Genomic DNA, 16,435 nt, shown 5'->3' on the forward strand with positions numbered 1-16,435 from the left:
CCGCGGAACCCCGACCCCGGACCGATGCGGCCGGCGGCCCCGCCCGACGAGACTCGTCGGGTGATCGAAGTCCAGAACCTCACCAAGCGGTACGGGGGGAACACCGTCGTGGCAGGCCTCACCTTCACGGTGCGGCCGGGAGCCGTCACCGGATTCCTGGGCCCCAACGGGGCCGGGAAGTCCACGACGCTGCGCATGATGCTCGGCCTCACCCGCCCGGATGCCGGATCCGCCCGCATCGGCGGTCACCCCTATCACCAACTGACGTACCCCGCCCGGCAGGTCGGCGCCCTGCTGGAGACGGCCGTCCCGCACCGCGGCCTGACCGCCGCCGGCCATCTGCGCTGGATCGCCCGGAGCAACCGGATCGACCGGCGGCGGGTCGCGGAGGTCCTGGAGGCGGTCGGCCTGACCGGAGCGGCCCGGCAACGGATCGGCACGTTCTCGCTCGGCATGGGACAGCGGCTCGGCCTGGCCGCGGCCCTGCTCGGCGACCCGCCCGTCCTGGTGCTCGACGAGCCGGTCAACGGCCTGGACGCGGAGGGCATCCGGTGGCTGCGCGACCTGCTGCGCTCGATGGCCGCCGAGGGCCGGACCGTCCTCCTCTCCAGCCATCTGATGACCGAGATGTCCGTGATCGCGGACCACCTGATCGTCATCGGCCGCGGACGGCTGCTCGCCCGGACCGGCACGGCGGAGTTCCTCCGGCGCCACGCGCGGACCTACGTGCGGGTGCGGACCCCCGAACCCCTGCGCCTGCGGCGGGAACTGGAGCGCAAGGGTGCCACGGTGCGCCTCGCCCGCGACGGCAGTCTGGAAGTCGACGGTGTGGCGGCGGTCGAGATCAACCGGCTGGCCGCGGCGGGCGATCTCCCGCTCGAGGAGCTGAGCACCCACACGGGATCGCTCGAGGACACCTTCCTGGAGCTCACCGGCACGGAAGGAAACGGAAGCCGCCATGGCTGAGACGGCCGCGGCCGTGCGGGCCGAGTTCACCAAACTGCGAGGCGTCCGCGGCACGTTCGCCGCGCTGCTGCTGTTCGCTCCCGCCAGTCTCCTCCTCGCGGCCCTGGGCGGCTGGTCCGCGAGGAAGGCGATCGAATCCCACAGCGCGCTGCTCCGCCCCGACTTCACTCCCGAGCAGACCGGCCTGGACGGCGTCCTCTACGGGCAGGTGGCGCTGATCGTGTTCGCCGTGCTCCTCGTGTCGAGCGAGTACTCGTCGGGCATGATGCGGGTCTCGCTGCTCGCCGTGCCCCGGCGCGGCCGGCTCTACCTGGCGAAGGTGGTGGTCACCGCCGCCGCCACGGTGGCCGTCGCGGCCCCCGTCACCGTCCTCGGCTACCTGCTCACCCAGTTCGTCCTCGGTCCCCACGGTGCCGACATCGACGCGCGTGGTGTGCCCCGCGCCCTCGCCGGAGCCGTGGTCCATCTGACGCTGATGAGCCTGTTCGCGGCAGGCGTGGCCGCGACGGCCCGCGGCGCCGTCGTCCCGCTGGCCGTCCTGCTCCCGATGATGCTGGCCGGAACCCAGATCCTGTCCACCGTCGGGGCGACGAAGGAGATGGTGCGCTACCTCCCCGACCGGGCCGGGCTGCGGATGCTCACGGTCGGCTCGGACCACGCGTTCACCGGGTTCGTCGTCCTCCTCGGGTGGACCGTCGCGGCGCTGACGGTCGGCTGGCTGCGCCACCGGCGTTGGGACGGGTGATGTGCGTGGGTCGCCGTTCCTCAACAGCGGCTCCGGGCAGAGGCAGTTGAGGAATCGGAGCGGGCACCGTTGCTAGAATCGCGGATTTCGAGGGCTCGATGAGCAGGCTGCGGGGAATACGGGATGGCCGAGGCGGTCCGGGTGCTGATCGCGGACGATCAGGCGTTGTTGCGCGGGAGCTTCCGCGTCCTCGTCGACTCCACACCGGGGATGGAGACCGTCGGCGAGGCCGGTGACGGCGCCCGGGCGGTGGAACTCGCCCGGGAACTGCGGCCCGACGTCGTCCTGATGGACCTGCGGATGCCCCTCATGGACGGCATCGCCGCCACCCGGGAGATCTGCTCCGACGCGACCATGGCCGGCGTACGCGTGCTGGCCCTGACGATGTTCGACATGGACGAGTACGTCTACCCGGCCCTCCGGGCGGGCGCGAGCGGTTTCATGCTGAAGGACGCCTCACCCTCCGACCTGGTCGCCGGTATCCGCGTCATCGCCACCGGCGAGTCCGTTCTGGCGCCCACGGTCACGCGCCGTCTCATCGAAACCTTCTCCCACACCGGGAGGACGGCTCGGCCGGCACCGCGCCTCGCCGGGCTCACCAAGCGGGAACACGAGGTGCTCGTGCTGATCGCGAACGGGCTGTCGAACGCGGAGATCGCCCAGCACCTGGTGATCAGCCTGCCCACCGTGAAGACCCATGTGAGCAGCCTCCTGGCCAAGCTGAACGTCCGCGACCGCGCCCAACTGGTCATCATCGCCTACGAAAGCGGCCTCGCGGAGCCGGGGTTGCCCGGCGGGCCGGGGGAACCGACGGGGCGGCGTTCGATCAATTGAAGAACCGCAGGCCCGGCCCCGCGGAAGCGGGCCGGGCCTGGCGCACTCGGCTACTCAACGGTCCTGAAGGGTGGTGCCGGCGACGTGAGGTTCATGTCTTCGGTCGAGGCCAGGACGAGCGGCCACCTGGAACCCGGCTCGCTCCACGTCCGGGAGGGCGACTGCGTCGAACCCGGTCAGGTCCTCGGGCTGATCGGCAACAGCGGCAACTCCACCACGCCGCACCTGCACTTCCAGGTGACGACCACGGCCGAGTTCTTCCCGACCGACAGCCCGCCGTTCACCTTCCGGGCGTTCCGCGTCCTCGGCCGGGTCGAACCCCGGATCTGGGACGACAACCTGGGCCTGCAGCCGACCGGCGTCCTGCCGATCACGCCCTCACCGTACGCGGGCCCGCACCGTTCGCGGTATCCGCTCGACCGCGAGGTGCTGGAGTTCTGACCGGGCCTTCGGCGCCCTGGCGGACGGGCCGCGCCTCGCCGGTCCGGCCGAGGGCCGCCATCACCTCGCGCAGCTGCGCCAGGGGCTCCGGGCCGCAGATCCGCAGCACCACCGTCTGCGCGCCCGCCTCCCCGAGCGCGTGGAGCGCCGCCACCGCCTCGTCGGGCGTGCCCCCGGCGGCGAAGGTCGCGGCCTCGTCGCGCCCCAGCCAGCGCGCGTGTCCGGCGACGGCCTCGCGGAGGGCGGGGGCCTCGGCGTCTCCCACGCCGAGGAAGGTGAAGACGGTGACCGTGTGGTCCGCGCCCGCGCCGCCGCGCTCGGCGGCGGCGCGGACCGCGAGCAGGTCCGCCGGGCCGTGGCCCTCGGCCACGAGCGTGCCCTGCGCGGCACGGCCGGCCAGCTCCAGGGACTTGGGAGAGACGACGCCCGCGATCACCGGAGGGATCGCGTCCTTCGCGGGCGGGTGGACCAACTCCACCCCGTCGAGCCGCAGTTCACGCCCGTCCAGGGTGACGCGCTCGCCGCGCAGCAGGCCGCGCACCGCGGTGAGGGCCTCCTCCAGCAGCGCCAGCGGCGACCGCGGGGCCACGCCGGCCTGACGCATCCACTCCCGCACGCCGTGGCCGATCCCGGCCACCAGCCGGCCGGGGAAGACCCGGGCCAGGGTGGCGACCTCCATCGCCAGCAGCGCGGGACTGCGCAGCGGCGCGGGCGCGATCCCGAGGCCGACCCGCAGCCGCTCGGTCGCCCCGAGCGCCACCGCCGCCGCCGAGATCCCGCCGTTCCACCCCAGGTCCTCGACCACCCACAGGTCGTCCGCCCCCAGCGCCTCGGCCTCCCGCGCGAAGGCGGGCAGCCCGGCCGGGTCCCAGGAGCGGTCGAACATCACACCGATGCGAAAGTCCGTCATGACCGGTCAACCTACCGTCCGGCCCGGCGGCACGAGCGTCCCGCCCCGTCCGGCCGCCCCTGACGCCCGAGGCGGCTGCGGGGTTGTACGTCATCGGAGCGATTGTCCGCGCCGGGCCCGCTGCGGTTGGATCGCGGAACACCTCGGCAGGGGTGGGGCCACGACGGTCAGGAGTGGACATGCGAAGGCTTTTACCCGCGGTGACACGGCTGCTGGGGGTCGGGCTGCTGGCGGCGCTGCTGCCGGTGGGGGCGGCGGTACGGGGACGGTGCGGGTCAGTGTGGCCGCCGACGGGACCCAGGGCAACGCGGGGTCGAACAACGCGGTGATCAGCCGGGACGGCCGGTACGTCGCCTTCACCTCGTGGTCGACGAACCTCGTGCCCGCCGATCCGCCGCTCCCGCGGCTCCAGGTCCGGGGCTACCTGCGTGACCTGCGGGACGGCACGGTGGAGCGGGTGACCGTCGACGGAGTCATGGCGGGTGTGCGCGACTTCAGCGCCTCGGGCGAGCGGGTGGTGCTCAAGGCGGGCGATGCCCTGTACGTGCGCGATCTGCCGACGGGCCTCACCCAGCGGGTGGACGTCGACCTCGGCGACTTCACCGGCGGCTATCCGGACGAACCCCGGATCAGCGGCTCCGGCCGCTACGTCGTCTTCTCGGAGAGCAGCCCCTCGAACGCGCCGGTGAACGGGGGCACCAGGATCTACGTGCGTGATCTGTTGGAGGGCACGACGCAGTGGGTGAGCCCGCCCAGCACCGGGCCCGAGAAGTACGACGCGCACGGACCCGTCATCAGCGACGACGGGCAGCGCATCGCGTACACCTACCTCAGGCGCGTCCCCCCGGCGTACGGCCATGTCCCCGGTGACACCAACGGCGTCTGGGACGTCTTCGCGCGGACGCTTCCGGCCGTCCCCTGAGCACCCGCGGCGCGGGGGACGGGGGCCATGGCGGCGCACCCGTCCCCCGCGCCCGGCCGTCCCCGGTCAGGCCCCGTCCAGGGCCTCCACCAGCGCCGCCAGGAACTCCTTCGGCCGCTCCAGGTGCACGCTGTGCCCGGCGCCCTCGACGGCCACCTCGCGCATCCGCCCGCCGGCGGCGGCGTAGCGGTCGAGGACGGCGCGGGTCTGCGCGACCATCGGCTGGGCCGGGCAGGTCTCCGCGCCCGGCCAGCCCGGGACCGCGCCGAGCGACCCCAGGTGGGCGAGGTCGAAGAGCGAGGTGTCGGAGATGATGACGTCGGCCGACCCGCGGATCCACAGGATCGGCGGCTTCGGTTCGACCAGCTCCAGGTCGTCGATCCGGAAGTGGGTCGGTGCCATGGAGTTGAGCACGCCCCGCCCGCCGGGTGCGGAGCCCGGCCAGGTGTCGCTCGGCCGGGTGTCGCCGGGGTAGTGGTCCTCGCCGGTCCGGGTGGTCACCATCGCGGCCACGAAGCGGTCCGGCTCGGCCAGCGGCTCGTTGACGTAGGCGGAGTCCAGGACCGAGCGCGGCGCGAACGGCGACTCGGCGCCCAGTTCGCCCTCGCCCAGCAGCCGGACGAACTCGGGAGCCGCGGCGCCGGCGCCGGAGCCCGCGCCGTCGGGCGAGTTGAGCGTCCCGTCCACCCCGTGGGTGCCGCCGAAGCCGTACGGGGAGACCGGGTTGACCAGGGTGAGCGAGCGGACCAGCTCCGGGTGGTCGCGCAGCAGCTGCAGCGCCACCCCGCCGCCCATGCTCCAGCCGACCAGGTGCACCGGGCCGAGGTCCAGCGCCCGGAGGTAGGAGAGCAGGTCCTCGCTGTGGTCGCGCAGGCCGCGGGTGGCGTCCACCGGCAGCGGCTCGGTGCCGCCGAAGCCGCGCAGGTCGGGCGCCAGCGGGCGGAAGCGCTCGGGCAGGTCGGCCATGGTCGGGTGCCAGAACACGCCGGAGGAGACGTTGCCGTGCACCAGCACCACGGGCTCGCCGGTGCGGCCCTCGATCTCGGCGTGGTTCACGGTCAGCCGGTCGGTGGCTATCGGTCGATCGACGATCATCGGACGGGTCCTCAGTTCAGCCAGCCGGCGACCTGCGCGTTCGCCGCGCCGTCCCAGCCGAGTTGCAGGTGGTTGGCGAGGGTGATCAGCGCGGTGCCGCCGACCGTGGCGATGCCGGTGGTGTCCAGGGCGCTGGCCACGAAGACCACGCCGTCGCTGGGGGCGCGGTTCTCGTTGAAGATGCCGACGACGCTGGGCGCCCCGCCCGCCATGAGGTAGGTCGTCACCGAGGCGGGCACCCCGGCCTGGTGCAGCGGGGCGATCAGCGAGCCGGCGTCGATCGCGGCCTGGATGCCACCGCCCTCGGTGTAGAAGCCCTGCCCGCCGTAGTAGGTGGTGTACCAGTCCTGCTGGGTCTGGTCGATGCCGAACACCGAGTCCCAGCGGGCCAGCATCTGCCGCTGCCCGGGGTAGACGTCGTAGCCGCCGGAGGGGGCGAAGGAGAACTCCGGGTGCGCGGTGTAGGTGCCGTAGCAGGTCATCCGCAGGTGCGGCGCGGGGGCGTTGACCTGGCCGCCGCACTGGGGCCAGATGGAGAAGTCGTGCGCCCAGCCGTGGGCGAAGGGGTAGTCGTAGCCGCCGTTCGGACCGCCGACGGTGATCAGCTTGCGCACGTCGCCCGCGTAGGGGCGTCCCCAGGAGGGCTTGACCGAGGAGACGTAGGAGCGGGCGGACATCTCGCCCTTGCTCCAGCCCACCACGTCCACCTGGGGGACGCCGAGCTTGGCGCGGATCAGCGCGACGGCGTCGCCGACCGCCTGGGCCTGCATCAGGTTGTCGCCCTGCTTGTGCGCGAAGCCGACCGCGAAGACCCGGTAGCCCCGCCCGGACAGGTACTGCATCAGGCCGGTGTTCGGGCAGGAGACGGAGCCGCAGCCGTAGCCGCCGGACTCGCCGGGGTTGGCCCAGGCCCGGTCCGGGTTGTCGTTGGCGCCGTGCACCAGCAGCACCGGGACCTGGTGGGCGCCGGTGTTCCAGCCGGGGGCCGAGTAGAGCAGGAAGCGGCCGGAGTAGGGCTGCTTGACGCCGCCGAAGAAGGTGAGCCGCTGGCCGTCCTGGTTGCCGCGGCCGTCCGGCGGGTACTGCTCCTGCTTGAAGCCGGTGGTGGTGTCGAGGTACCGCTCGACGCGGTCCCAGCCGTTGGCGACGCTGCTGTACGTCGCCTCAAGCGTCAGATGGGCCGGCCCCGCCGCCGAGGCCGCCCCCGCCGGGACGACCGCCCCGACCAGCGCGAGCACGCTCACGAGCAGCCGGCCGAAGCCTCTGCGCCTACCACGTCCGCTTCCCCACATGCCGCGTTCACTCCTCCACACCGAGGTCCAGTGCGTGACACCCTATGAACGGCGCGATTCCCTCCCTATGTCGGTGGCAGCTACCTCGGGCGCCACGGTGTGGGCATCGGCCACCTGGCCAGGAGCCGGATCCCGACACGTCAGCGGGCGGTCCAGCCCCCGTCCAGCGGGATGGACGCGCCGGTGATGAAGCCCGCGTGCGGGCCGCAGAGGAAGAGCGCGGCCTGCGCGACCTCCGCGGGCTCGATGAGCCGCTTGATCGCGGTGCGGTCGAGCATGATCCGCTCCACCACCTCGTCGGCCGGGATGCCGTGCGCGGCGGCCTGACCGGCGATCTGGTCCTCCACCAGGGGCGTGCGCACATATCCGGGGTTGACGCAGTTGCTGGTCACGCCGTGCGGCGCGCCCTCCAGGGCGGCGACCTTGCTGAACCCCTCCAGGGCGTGCTTGGCGGTCACGTAGGCGGACTTGAAGGCGCTCGCCCGCAGCCCGTGCACCGAGGAGATGTTGACGATGCGCCCCCACCCGCGCTCGTACATGTGCGGCAGGGTGCGCCGGACGATCCGGAACGGCGCCTCGACCATCACGCGCTGGATCAGCGCGAAGCGTTCGACCGGGAAGTCGTGGATCGGGGCCACGTACTGGAGCCCGGCGTTGTTCACCACGACGTCGGCGTCGTCCGGGAGGGTGTCCACCGCCTCCGGGTCCGACAGGTCGACGACGTGGGCGGTACCGCCGATCTCCTCCGCGACGGCCTTGGCGGCGTCGCCCGCCAGGTCGACCACGTACACGTGCGCGCCCGCCTCGGCGAAGGCCCTCGCGCACGCCCGGCCGATGCCGCTCGCCGCACCCGTCACCAGGACCTTCCGCCCGGTCAGGAAGCGGCCGACCGGGGCGGCGGCCCGGCCGCCGGTGCTCTCGATGATGTCCATGGCCGCCACGCTAGGAACCCGGCGGGGCCGGGCACACGTCCGCCGGTACCACAGTTGCCCACCCGATGGTGGTGGCCGCCACCACAGCGCTCCTCCTCCGTCCTCCGCCGACGGCCGTCCCCCCGCCGTGGGCGGCGGGCCGCGCGGGGTCAGAGGCTGCTGAGCAGGTGCGGGGACAGCGTCTTGAGCACGGCGTTGGTCCAGCGCAGCTGGCGCAGGGTCTGCGGGTGGCAGGAGGTGGCGAGGTGGAGCAGGCGGGTGTCCCCGGTGGCCTGGGCGACCTGGGCGAGCTCCTCCCAGCGCAGGGAGTTCTCGGTGGCGGCGAGGTGGAGGTGGCGCAGGTCGTGCAGGAGGAGCAGGCCGCTCCCGGGGCGGCGGCCGAGCGCTTCGGCGGTCCTCTCCCACAGGGCCTCCCACCGGCCGGGCGCGGCGTCGTCCTCCGCCCCGGGCAGGTCGAGGCCGTACCGGGGGGCGGCGTGGGCGAGGCGTCGGGCGTGCTCGTGGGACCAGCGGGCGACGTCGGTGGCGACGTGGTGGACCTCGTGGTCGGCGCGGTGCCGTTCGGCCGCGGCGAGCAGGTCGTGCTCCAGCCGTCGTTCACCGTCGTACAGGGCGCGCAGGGTGATCGCGACGCCGTTCACGGCCGGCCTCCTTCCGGTCGGGGGACGCTCTGGGCGGCCGTCGCGGCCGGGCCGCCCGCGGTGGGCGGGAAGGGCTCCGGGTGGACCGGGGCGGAGGCGGTCGTGGTGGGGGCCGGTGCGAGGGCCCCGTCACCTCGCGCGACCAGGGTGAGCCGGGCGGCCGCGGTCTTGAACAGCGGCTGCTTGGACACCGGGTCCCAGTCGGTGATCGTGGTCTCGTTGGCCGCCCGGCCGGGCCCGCCGTCGGGCGGGCGGTGGCCGGCGGGGGTGTCCCAGTAGCCGTAGTGGAAGGGGACGAAGACCATGCCGTCGCGGATGCCGGTGACCCGCAGCCGGCCGCGCACGGATCCGCGCGGGCTGGTGACCTCGACCAGGTCGCCCTCGGCCACGCCGTGCCGCCCGGCCTCGGCGGGGGAGAGCTCCACCCACACCTCGGGGGCGGCGGCGTTCAGCTGCGGCACCCGGCCGGTCTTGGTACGGGTGTGGAAGTGGTAGAGGGTGCGGCCGGTGGTCAGCTGGAGCGGGTACTCATCGTCGGTGTCCTCGTGCGGCGGCAGGTACTCGGCGGCCTTCAGGACCGCTCGGCCGTGCGGGTTGAGCGCCCGGTACTCGGTCTCGGAGACCGGGGCGCCGGTGACCAGGTCCTTGCCGTAGCCCTCGCAGACGGCGGGGGCGGCCCAGGTGACGCCGTCGGTGTAGAGGCGCTCGGTGCCGCCCGGGGACTCGTCGGTGCAGGGCCACTGGATGCCGCCCGCCTCGCGCAGCCGGTCGTAGTCGAGGCCGGTGTAGTCGCACGGGCGGCCGCGACTGCACTCCTGCCAGGCCGCGAACGCGGAGGGCGCGTCGTGCCAGCCGATCAGCGGCCGGCCGTCCTTGTCCCGGAAGTCCATCCGGCGGGCGTAGTCGAGGAGGATGTCCAGGTCCGCCCGGGCCTCGCCGGGCGCGTCGACCGCCTTCTCGCACAGGTGGACGGTGCGGTCGGCGTTGGTGAACGTGCCGGTCTTCTCCCCCCAGGTCGCGGCCGGCAGCACCACGTCCGCCAGCTGCGCGGTCTCGGTCGGGTAGAGGTCCTGGACGACGGTGAACAACCGCTCCTGGCCGAGGACCGAGCGGATGCGCGCCAGTTCGGGCAGGGAGACGGCGGGGTTGGTGCCGGAGATCCACAGCATCCGGATCGAGCCCTGCTCGGCGTAGCGGAAGATCTGCATCGCCGGGGTGGGCGGCCCGTAGTGCGGGATCCGGGCGGGCTCGACGTTCCAGAGGCGGGCGAGTTCGGCGACGTGCTCGTCGTTCTCCCAGTTCCGGAAGCCCGGAAGGTCGCCGTCGGCGCCGCACTCACGGGTGTTCTGGGCGGTGGGCTGGCCGTTCATCTGCAGGACCCCGCAGCCGGGGCGGCCGAGCATGCCGCGGATCAGCTGCAGGTTGTTGACCTGTACGGCCGCGGCGGTGGCCTGGTGCGACTGGTAGACGCCCTGCAGCACCGTCGACAGCAACCGCCGCGCGTCGCCCAGGACTTCGGCGGCGTGCTCGATCCGGCGGGCCGGCACGTCGCAGATCCGGGCGGCCCAGCCGGGCGTACACGGCCCGACCCGCTCGGCGAGTTCGTCGAAGCCGACGGTGTGCCGCGCGAGGTAGTCGGGGTCGATCCGGCCGGTGCGGACGATCTCGTGCAGCAGGGCGTTGAGCAGGGCCACGTTGGTGCCGGCGCGCGGGGCGAGGTGCACGGTGGCGTGCCGGGCGGCCGCGGTGGGGCGCGGATCCACGCAGACCAGCCGGGGCGGCTCGGGGCCCTCCAGGCGGTCCAGGACCCGCATCCACAGCACCGGCTGGGTCTCGGCCATGTTGTGTCCGAACAGCGCCAGGGTGTCGCAGTGGTCGACGTCGGTGTACGAGGCGGGCTGGCCGTCGCAGCCGAAGTTCTCCTTCAGCGCCTGCGCGGCGGTCGCGGTGCACAGCCGGGTGTTGCCGTCCAGGTGGTTCGTGCCGATCCCGGCGCGGGCGATCACCGCCAGGGTGTAGTACTCCTCCAGGAACAGCTGGCCGCTGGTGTAGAAGCCGATCGAGCCGGGCCCGCTCTCGCGCAGCAGCCGGCGGGACTCCGCCGCGATCCGTGCCATGGCGGTCTCCCACGTACAGGGCACCAGCTGGGTGCCGTGGCGGACGAGGGGGGTGGTCAGCCGGTCCGGTGAGGCGTTGGCCTGCCAGCCGAAGAGGTCCTTGGGCCCCAGCCGGCCCCGGTTCACCCGGTCGCCCGCCCGGCCCCGCACGCCCACGATCCGGCCCCGCCGTACGGCGATGTCCATCGCGTCGCCGTTGGAGTGCAGGAGCGAGGCGGCGGGGACCCACCGCTCGACGTCCTGGGGTGCGAGGCCGTCGGCGAGGAAGGTGTCCACCCGCGCCGGCCAGGCCTCGCCGCGTCCGTAGGGGGTGCGGCCGCCCCACGGCTGTCCGATCCGGTCCACCACTGGTTCCATCCGCCTCACCCTTCCCGGTCCGCGCGCCCGTGCGACGCCCGCCGCACCGCACGCGCCTACCCGGATCCCCTGGGCGGGCCACACCGGCCCCGGTTCCCCGGCCCCGGTTCCGCGGCCCGGTTCCGCGGCCCGGTTCCCCGGCCCCGGTTCCGCGGCCCGGTTCCGCGGCCCGGTTCCCCGGCCCGGTTCCGCGGCCCGGTTCCCCGGCGTTCCGCCGGCCCGTTTCTCCGGCGGCCGGGCGGGAAGGCGCCGGGCCATGGACCAGTCACAGGCACCCGTACTGGAAGCCCTGGCCGCCTACCACGCCAACGGGCACACCGCGTTCACACCGCCCGGGCACAAGCAGGGCCGCGGCGCGGACGAACGAGTGGTGCGCGTCCTGGGCGCGGACGTGTTCCGCGCGGACGTGCTCGCCACCGGCGGCCTGGACGACCGCCTGTCCTCGCGCGGAATCCTGGAACACGCCCAGCGGCTGATGGCCGAAGCGGTCGGCGCCGACCACACCTTCTTCTCCACCTGCGGCAGCTCGCTCTCCGTCAAGGCCGCGATGCTCGCCGTCGCCGGCCCGCACGAGCAGCTGGCCGTCGGCAGGGACGCGCACAAGTCCGTGGTGGCCGGCCTGATCCTGGCCGGCATCCGCCCGCTGTGGGTGGAGCCGCGGTGGGACCCGGACCTGCACCTGGCCCACCCACCGTCCGCCGAGGCCTTCGCGCGGGTGCTGGCCGAGCACCCCGAGGCGCGCGGCGCGCTGGTCACCTCACCCACCCCGTACGGCACCTGCGCGGACCTGAAGGCCGTGGCCGAGGTGTGCCACCGGCACGACCGGCCGCTGCTCGTCGACGAGGCGTGGGGCGCGCACCTGCCCTTCCACCCGGGTCTGCCGGCCTGGGCGATGGACGCCGGCGCCGACGTGTGCGTCACCTCCGTCCACAAGATGGGCTCCGCGCTCGAACAGAGCTCCGTCTTCCACCTCCAGGGGCACCGCATCGACCCCGCCGTGCTCAAGCAGCGCGAGGACCTGCTCGGCACCACCAGCCCCTCCGTCCTCGTCCACGCCGCCCTGGACGGCTGGCGCCGCCAGATGGTCCAGCACGGCCGCGCCCTCTACGACCGCGCGCTCGCCCTCGCCGCCGACGTCCGCCGGCGCGTCGAGGAACTGGACGGGCTGCACGTCCACGGCCCGGACGACTTCTGCGCCCCGCACCGCGCCTTCGACCTGGACCCGCTGCAAGTGATCATCGACATCACCGGACTGGGCACCAGCGGCTACCGGGCCGGGGACTGGCTGCGCTCCCACCACCAGGTCGACCTGCACGTGTGCGACCACCGCCGGATCAGCGCCCAGCTCACCCACGCCGACACCCCCGACACCACCGCCCGGCTGCTGACCGCGCTGGGCGAGCTGACGGAGGTGGCCGAGCGGCTGCGCCCGGCCCCGGCCGTGGAGGTCCCCGATCCGCGGGACCTGCGGCTGGAGCAGGTGATGCTGCCGCGCGACGCGTTCTTCGGCCCCACCGAGCAGGTCCCCGTCTCCAAGGCGAGCGGCCGGATCACGGCCGAGATGCTCACCCCCTACCCGCCGGGCATCCCGGCCGCGCTGCCCGGTGAACGCCTCGACGACGCCGTCGTCGCCTACCTCCGCAGCGGCGTCCTCGCCGGCATGCTCGTCCCGGACGCCGCCGACTCCACGCTGGAGAGCGTCCGGGTGGTCGCCGGTGAATGAACCGTGGCGCCGGCGGCCCGTCGGGGTGTGGGCGGGCGCCGCTCGGGCAGGCGCGCAGGCGTACCGGCACTTCGACGACCGCGACCGCGGCTGCACCGAGGTCGTCCTCCACCCCTGACGGGGCGCCGACGACCCGCGGCCGCGCGGAAGGAGAGGGCGAGATGGCTGTCCGCCATGTGCTGATCGAACGGCCGCCCGAGGACGTGTGGCGGGTGCTGGCCGATCCCCACTGCTTCGCCCGGTGGGTCCCGGGCACCTCCCACACGAAACCGGACTCCGGAACCTGGCCCGAACCCGGAGCCGGCCTGCGCTACCGGGTCGGCCTCGGCCCCTGGCAGCTGACCGGGCACACCGTGGTGCGCCGCTGCGAGGAGCGGGAGCGCCTGGAGCTGGAGGCCTTCGCCGGCCCCCTGGGCACCGCGCGCATCGCCGTGGAGCTGCTCGCGTGGGGCACCGGCACCCTGGTGATCGTCGACGAGCACCCCTTGCAGGGGTTGGTGAGCAGCCTGCACGCCGCGCCGTCCGAGGCGCTGCTGCAGCTGCGCCACCGCAGCATGCTCGCCCGGCTGGCCCGCACCGTCGAGGCCACCGACCGCCGGTCGCCGATCCGGGGCGGCGTGGCATGAACGACGCCATCGTGATCGGCGCCGGTCCCAACGGGCTGGTGGCCGCGAACGTCCTCGCCGACGCCGGCTGGCAGGTCGAGGTCCTCGAAGCGCAGGACCACCCCGGCGGAGCGGTGCACAGCGACCGCGGCGTGCACCCGGACCACGTCCACGACCTGTTCAGCTCGTTCTACCCGCTCGCCGCGGCCTCCCCCGCCATCGCGGCGCTCGCCCTGGAGGACTTCGGCCTGTCCTTCAGCCGCGCCCCCACCGTCCTGGCGCACCCGCTGGCGGACGGACGCTGCGTGCTGCTCCGCCAGGGCGCCGGGGAGACGGCGGAACGGCTCGGCCGGGACTTCGGCCCCCAGGACGCCCAGGCCTGGCAGGGGCTCTCCGAGCTGTGGGAGCGCCTGGACCCCTGGCTCGTCCGGGCGATGTTCGCCCCGTTCCCCCCGGTACGCGCCGGACTCGAACTGGCCGCCCGGGTGCGGGCCGCGGGCGGGCTGCGACTGGCCCGCTTCGCTGCCCTGCCGGTGCGCCGGCTGGCCGAGGAGGAGTTCCGCAGCGAGGCGCCTGGCCTGCTGCTGGCCGGCTGCGCCCTGCACGCCGACCTGCTGCCGGAATCCCCGGTCAGCGGTGTGTTCGGCTGGCTGATGGCCATGCTCGGCCAGCAGTACGGCTGGCCGGTGCCGGTCGGCGGCGCCGCCTCGCTCACCGACGCGCTGGTGCGCCGCCTCGTGGCGCACGGCGGACACCTGCGCTGCGACGCCCGGGTCGACGAGGTCCTGATCCGCTCCGGGCGGGCGGCCGGCGTACGCACCGCCGGCGGCGAGACCGTCGAGGCCCGCCGGGCCGTCCTCGCCGACGTGCCCGTCACCGCCCTGTACGGCGGCCTCGTCGGCTGGGAGCACCTGCCGGACCAGCTGCGGCGGGACCTGCGCCGCTTCCAGTGGGACTTCTCCACCGTGAAGATCGACTGGGCGCTGGACGGCCCCGTCCCGTGGACCTGCGCGCAGGTGGCCGGGGCCGGGACCGTGCACCTGGGGGCGGACCTGGCGGAACTGAGCGACTACGCGCTCCAGGTCACCACCGGCCGCGTCCCGGCGCGGCCGTTCGGGCTGCTCGGCCAGATGACCACCGCCGACCCCTCACGTTCCCCGGCGGGCACCGAGTCGGCCTGGATGTACACCCACGTCCCCCAGCGCGTCACGGGCGACGCCGGCCAGGACGGCATCACCGGGCGCTGGGACGAGCGCGAGACCCTCGCGTTCGCCCGCCGGATGGAGGCCCAGGTGGAGCGGTTCGCCCCCGGGTTCGCCGATCACGTGGTCGGCCGGCGGGTGCTCACCCCGCCGGTGCTCCAGGGCCTGGACGAGAACCTGGTCGGCGGGGCCATCAACGGCGGCACCACCGCACTCCACCAGCAGGCCGTGTTCCGGCCCGTCCCCGGCACGGGGCGCCCCGAGACCCCCGTGCGGGGCCTCTACCTGGCATCCTCCTCCGCACACCCCGGCGGCGGCGTCCACGGCGCCTGCGGCGCCAACGCCGCCCGCGCCGCCCTGCGCGCCCACCGGCCCGCCGTACGGCGGTTCACCGGCCCCGTCCTCAGCGCCGCGCAGCGCGCGCTGTCCCACCACCCGCTGGAGAGCGCCCGCACGACCGCCCGGCCCCGGTGACGTCCGGCGGCGGCGTTTGCGCCGTCCGCCGGGGGGAACCCGCCGGGGTCGCGGAACAAGCTACGACCCGGGACGACATCATGGCCACCCCCGATCCAGAACCCCGCCATACGCCCGGCCTCGACCGGCGCGGCACCCTTCCCGACACCGGCGACACCCCGCCGGCCGAAGGGGGCATCTCAGGAATCTCGCACCCCGAGCCGGAGGAGGTCCGCCGGGCCTGGGGCCGCTGGCCCGCCGTCGTGATCGTGCTCGCGGCGGTGGCCGTGTCGGTGATGCTCATCGGCATGATCGTCGCGCTCAGCGCGTGAGCCCAGCGCGCGCCCAGCGCATGACGCTCTGCGCCCGGCGCCCTGAAGGGGCCGGGCCGGTCGCTCAGCGGCTGCTGCTGCTGCTGCGGCGGGCGAGGCGGGTGAGTGCCGCGCCGGCGGCGAGTGCGGTGGCGGAGGCCGCGCCGAGGGCGGCGAGGGCCTGGCCGGGGGTACCGGTGGCCGCGAGCTCGGCCGGGGCGGTGCCTTCGTGGCCGTCGCGGCCGTCGCGGCCTTCGTGCCCGGCGGCGTCGCGGATCTGGCGGACGACGACATCGGGGTGGGACATCATCGACACGTGCGAGGAGTCGACCTCGACGGTGCGGGCCTTGCCGCGCGCGGCCTCGAAGCGTTCGAGGTCGGGGGCGATGGCCTTGTCCTGCTTGGAGACGACGAACCAGGACGGGATGTCGTGCCAGGCGGCGGCGGTGAGCTTCTCACCGAACCCTGCCTGGGCGACCGGTCGCTGTCCGGCGGCCATCAGCCGGGTCAGGGACTCCGGCAGGTCGGCGGCGAAGACGGCGTGGAACTTCTCCTTCTGGATGTACAGGTGAGATGAGGGGTTGGAACCACCCTGCGCACACGCCCGTCCCGCCGGCACATCGCACTGAGCGCGGGGGGTGAACGCGGACGCCCGTTCGGGTTTCCGGCCGCCGGGGGCGGACGAGCGCCCTCGGTCTCCGGCACCGTGATCATTCGGCCGCAGTCCAACCGGGCCGGTGGCGACGGCACCTGACGGGCGTTCACTCGTCCGGCCTATTGGGCGAGGTGGTTCGGGCTCGATATATTTTCCTGTACCGGGACGCTTTCCCGCGGACCCACAGCATGCGGGAATTCCCTTTCGCCACCGCCGTCACCGCGACATTCGGAC

16 protein-coding genes are annotated in these 16,435 nt (G+C 74.2%); 9 read left to right on the forward strand and 7 right to left on the reverse strand.

What is annotated here, in order from left to right:
* The first annotated feature begins 60 nt into the window (after positions 1–60).
* The 4 genes from ABTX81_RS06445 to ABTX81_RS06460 all read left to right on the forward strand — a co-directional run bounded on the left by ABTX81_RS06445 (position 61) and on the right by ABTX81_RS06460 (position 2,986).
* Complete coding sequence (locus ABTX81_RS06445; protein WP_350541952.1) at positions 61–966, forward strand: ABC transporter ATP-binding protein; 906 nt, start codon at positions 61–63, stop codon at positions 964–966.
* Positions 959–1,711, forward strand: coding sequence for an ABC transporter permease (locus tag ABTX81_RS06450; protein ID WP_350541954.1), 753 nt, complete (start codon positions 959–961; stop codon positions 1,709–1,711). The genes ABTX81_RS06445 and ABTX81_RS06450 overlap by 8 nt, the downstream gene beginning before the upstream one ends.
* A 123-nt stretch (positions 1,712–1,834) precedes the next feature.
* Complete coding sequence (locus ABTX81_RS06455; RefSeq protein WP_350541956.1) at positions 1,835–2,545, forward strand: response regulator; 711 nt, start codon at positions 1,835–1,837, stop codon at positions 2,543–2,545.
* Between the two features lie 93 nt (positions 2,546–2,638).
* Positions 2,639–2,986, forward strand: a complete 348-nt coding sequence (locus ABTX81_RS06460; protein ID WP_502892714.1) for a M23 family metallopeptidase — start codon at positions 2,639–2,641, stop codon at positions 2,984–2,986.
* Here ABTX81_RS06460 and ABTX81_RS06465 read toward each other — a convergent pair.
* Complete coding sequence (locus ABTX81_RS06465; RefSeq protein WP_350541958.1) at positions 2,916–3,896, reverse strand: LLM class flavin-dependent oxidoreductase; 981 nt, start codon at positions 3,894–3,896, stop codon at positions 2,916–2,918. The genes ABTX81_RS06460 and ABTX81_RS06465 overlap by 71 nt on opposite strands.
* A gap of 280 nt (positions 3,897–4,176) precedes the next feature.
* Here ABTX81_RS06465 and ABTX81_RS06470 point away from each other — a divergent pair, with 280 nt between their 5' ends.
* Positions 4,177–4,818: a TolB family protein gene (locus tag ABTX81_RS06470; RefSeq protein WP_350541960.1), complete on the forward strand. Its 642-nt coding sequence runs from the start codon at positions 4,177–4,179 to the stop codon at positions 4,816–4,818.
* A gap of 66 nt (positions 4,819–4,884) precedes the next feature.
* Here the strand turns inward: ABTX81_RS06470 and ABTX81_RS06475 are convergent, their stop codons facing one another.
* The 5 genes from ABTX81_RS06475 to ABTX81_RS06495 form a co-directional block, all read right to left on the reverse strand.
* A complete protein-coding gene (locus ABTX81_RS06475) occupies positions 4,885–5,913 on the reverse strand; it encodes an alpha/beta fold hydrolase (protein ID WP_350541962.1) in 1,029 nt (342 codons plus the stop codon).
* Positions 5,914–5,924: 11 nt separating this feature from the next.
* Positions 5,925–7,157: an esterase/lipase family protein gene (locus tag ABTX81_RS06480; protein WP_350541964.1), complete on the reverse strand. Its 1,233-nt coding sequence runs from the start codon at positions 7,155–7,157 to the stop codon at positions 5,925–5,927.
* Between the two features lie 188 nt (positions 7,158–7,345).
* Entirely contained in the window at positions 7,346–8,137 is a 792-nt protein-coding gene (locus ABTX81_RS06485) for a 3-hydroxybutyrate dehydrogenase (protein WP_350541966.1), read from the reverse strand.
* 149 nt (positions 8,138–8,286) lie between these two features.
* Complete coding sequence (locus ABTX81_RS06490) at positions 8,287–8,778, reverse strand: hypothetical protein (protein WP_350541968.1); 492 nt, start codon at positions 8,776–8,778, stop codon at positions 8,287–8,289.
* Positions 8,775–11,252, reverse strand: a complete 2,478-nt coding sequence (locus ABTX81_RS06495) for a molybdopterin oxidoreductase family protein (protein WP_350541970.1) — start codon at positions 11,250–11,252, stop codon at positions 8,775–8,777. Before ABTX81_RS06495 ends, ABTX81_RS06490 begins: the two co-directional genes overlap by 4 nt.
* Before the next feature lie 256 nt (positions 11,253–11,508).
* Here ABTX81_RS06495 and ABTX81_RS06500 point away from each other — a divergent pair, with 256 nt between their 5' ends.
* The 4 genes from ABTX81_RS06500 to ABTX81_RS06515 all read left to right on the forward strand — a co-directional run bounded on the left by ABTX81_RS06500 (position 11,509) and on the right by ABTX81_RS06515 (position 15,567).
* Positions 11,509–12,975 carry an aminotransferase class I/II-fold pyridoxal phosphate-dependent enzyme gene (locus tag ABTX81_RS06500; RefSeq protein ID WP_350541971.1) on the forward strand — a complete coding sequence of 489 codons (1,467 nt, stop codon included), beginning with the start codon at positions 11,509–11,511 and terminating at the stop codon, positions 12,973–12,975.
* Between the two features lie 161 nt (positions 12,976–13,136).
* Entirely contained in the window at positions 13,137–13,601 is a 465-nt protein-coding gene (locus ABTX81_RS06505; RefSeq protein WP_350541972.1) for an SRPBCC family protein, read from the forward strand.
* A complete protein-coding gene (locus ABTX81_RS06510; protein WP_350541974.1) occupies positions 13,598–15,256 on the forward strand; it encodes a phytoene desaturase family protein in 1,659 nt (552 codons plus the stop codon). The genes ABTX81_RS06505 and ABTX81_RS06510 overlap by 4 nt, the downstream gene beginning before the upstream one ends.
* Positions 15,257–15,336: 80 nt before the next feature.
* Positions 15,337–15,567 carry a DUF6480 family protein gene (locus ABTX81_RS06515; RefSeq protein ID WP_350541976.1) on the forward strand — a complete coding sequence of 77 codons (231 nt, stop codon included), beginning with the start codon at positions 15,337–15,339 and terminating at the stop codon, positions 15,565–15,567.
* 64 nt (positions 15,568–15,631) lie between these two features.
* Here ABTX81_RS06515 and ABTX81_RS06520 read toward each other — a convergent pair whose 3' ends face one another.
* Positions 15,632–16,165, reverse strand: a complete 534-nt coding sequence (locus ABTX81_RS06520; protein ID WP_350541978.1) for an alpha/beta fold hydrolase — start codon at positions 16,163–16,165, stop codon at positions 15,632–15,634.
* Positions 16,166–16,435: the final 270 nt, after the last annotated feature.

Origin of the sequence: Kitasatospora sp. NPDC097605 (assembly GCF_040302725.1) — a bacterium.
In the GTDB taxonomy this organism is placed as follows: Bacteria; Actinomycetota; Actinomycetes; order Streptomycetales; family Streptomycetaceae; genus Kitasatospora.